Source organism: Acidobacteriota bacterium, from assembly GCA_016195325.1.
Classification (GTDB): Bacteria; Acidobacteriota; Polarisedimenticolia; order JACPZX01; family JACPZX01; genus JACPZX01.
This window is the reverse complement of the sequence record JACPZX010000110.1, coordinates 1-2,691: the sequence shown is the minus strand read 5'-3', so window position 1 is coordinate 2,691 and position 2,691 is coordinate 1. Positions and strand designations below refer to the sequence as shown.

At 69.9% G+C, this 2,691-nt stretch carries 2 protein-coding genes; both read left to right on the top strand.

Annotation, left to right across the window (positions count from 1 at the left end; translation table 11 throughout):
* Positions 1 to 316: efflux RND transporter permease subunit (locus tag HY049_18535; protein ID MBI3450898.1), on the top strand; the 316-nt coding region annotated here is incomplete at its 5' end.
* On the top strand, positions 313 to 2,691 hold a 2,379-nt coding region (locus tag HY049_18530), incomplete at its 3' end, for an efflux RND transporter permease subunit (GenBank protein ID MBI3450897.1). The genes HY049_18535 and HY049_18530, both read left to right, overlap by 4 nt.

The window sequence follows — 2,691 nt, the reverse complement described above, 5'->3', positions numbered from 1 at the left end:
CGACGCCGAGAGGGTGGACGGCAAGAGCCCGGAAGAGGCGATCTACGAGGCGTGCCTGTTGCGCTTCAGGCCCATCATGATGACCACGATGGCCGCCCTCCTCGGCGGGCTCCCCCTCGCCCTCGGCGGGGGGACGGGCGCGGAGCTGAGGCGCCCCCTCGGCATCGCCATCGTCGGCGGGCTCCTCGTCAGCCAGGTCCTCACGCTCTACACCACCCCCGTCGTGTACCTCGCCTTCGATCGCATCTCGAGACGATTCAGAGTCGCCCGCCGCGGGCACCTCCCGCCCGAGGCCGTCCCCGACGGGGCGCCGTGAACGTCTCCGCCCCGTTCATCAGGCGCCCCGTGGCGACCACGCTCCTCACGCTCGCCCTCGCCCTCGCCGGGATCCTCGCCTTTCACCTCCTCCCGGTCGCGTCGCTCCCCCAGGTCGAGTTCCCGACGATTCAGGTGCAGGCCGCGCTCCCCGGGGCGAGCCCCGAGACGATGGCCTCCGCGGTCGCGACCCCCCTCGAACGGCAGTTCGGGCGGATCGCCGGCGTGACCGAGCTGACGTCCACGAGCAACCTGGGGAGCACGTCGATCACGCTGCAGTTCGACCTCGGCCGGAGCATCGACGCCGCGGCGCGCGACGTGCAGGCCGCCATCAACGCGGCGCGCGCCGATCTCCCCGCGAACCTTCCGGGCAATCCGACCTACCGCAAGGTGAACCCGGCCGACGCGCCGATCCTGATCCTCTCTTTGACCTCCGAGACCCTCGACCCGGGGCGCCTCTACGACCTGGCCGCCTCCGTCCTCCAGCAGAAGCTGGCGCAGGTGGAGGGGGTCGGGCAGGTCACCTCAGGTGGTGGCGCCCTCCCCGGCGTCCGCGTCGCGCTCAACCCGATGGCCCTCAACAAGTACGGGATCGGCCTCGAGCAGGTGCGCTCGGCGATCGCCGCGGCGAACGTGAACCGCCCGAAGGGGGATCTCGCGGACGCGTCCACGACGTGGACGATCACGACGACCGATCAGATTCTCAAGGCCTCGGCGTACCGATCGCTCGTCATCGCCACGCGGCGCGGGGCCGCGGTGCGCCTCGAGGACGTCGCCGACGTGGAGGACTCGGTCGAGAACGTGCGGGCCGGCGGCCTCGCGAACGGAAAGCCCGCCGCGCTCCTGATCCTCTTCCGCCAGCCCGGCGCGAACGTCATCCAGACCGTCGACCGCGTGCTCTCGATGATGCCGCAGCTCCGCGCGGCCCTTCCCCCCGCGGCCGATCTCCAGGTGATGCTCGACCGGACCACGACCATCCGGTCGTCGATCGACGACGTCGAGAGAGCCCTCGTCATCTCGATCGCGCTCGTCATCGGCGTCGTCTTCGTCTTCCTCCGGGATCCCCGGACGACCCTCATTCCGAGCGTCGCGGTGCCCCTCTCGCTCATCGGCACGTTCGGCGTGATGTACCTCTTCGGCTACAGCATCGACAACCTCTCGATGATGGCGCTCACCATCTGCACCGGGTTCGTGGTGGACGACGCGATCGTGGTCATCGAGAACATCTCGCGCTACCTCGAGCAGGGGATGGCGCCGTTCCCGGCGGCGCTCCGCGGCTCGCGCGAGATCGGGTTCACGGTGCTGTCGATGAGCACGTCCCTCATCGCCGTCTTCCTCCCGATCCTCCTCATGGGCGGGATCGTCGGCCGACTCTTCCGCGAGTTCGCCGTCACGCTCTCGGCGGCGATCCTCGTCTCGCTCGTCGTCTCGCTGACGGCGACGCCGATGATGTGCGCCCGCCTCCTGCGATCGAGCGCCGACCGGAGGCACGGCCCGGTCGACCGCGCGGGGGAGCACGCCTTCGAGGCGGTGAAGGCGCTCTACGCCCGGGGTCTGAGGTGGGTGCTCGCCCACGCGCCGCTCACCCTCGCGGTCGTCCTTCTGACGATGGCGCTGAACGTCTACCTCTTCTCCATCATCCCCAAGGGGTTCTTCCCGCAGCAGGACGTCGGGCGCCTGACGGGAAGCATCCTCGCCGCGCAGGACATGTCGTACCAGGGGATGCGCGAGAGGCTCACGAAGCTCGTCGGGATCATGAGATCCGATCCCGCGGTCGTGAACGTCGTCGCCTTCACCGGGGGGAACGACGGCGCCACGAACGCCGCGCGCCTCTTCGCGACCCTCACGCCCATCCGGGAGAGGCGGACCGGGGCCGACGCGATCATCTCACGGCTGCGCCCGACGCTGGCCGGCGTCCCCGGGGCGTCGCTCTTCCTGCAGCCTGTGCAGGATCTCCGGATCGGAGGGAGGCCCAGCGCGTCGCAGTTCCAGTTCAGCCTGAGGTCCGAGAGCCTCGAACTTCTCGCGGAGTGGACACCGAAGATGCTCGACCGCCTCCGCGCGATGCCGTTCCTCGTCGACGTGACCTCCGATCAGCAGGACCGGGGCCTCGAGTCGCAGGTGGTGATCGATCGGGACACGGCGTCGCGGCTGGGGGTGACGGCGCAGGCGGTGGACGAGACTCTCTACGACGCCTTCGGCCAGCGGCAGGTCTCCACCATGTACACTCAGGCGAACCAGTACCACGTCGTCTTGGAGGTGGCCCCGCGCTTCAGGGAGAGCCCCGAGTCGCTCGGCTCGATCTACGTCCGCTCGGCCTCAGGGGCCCAGATCCCTTTGAGCGCCTTCACCCGCATCGAGCCGCGAAGCGCCCCT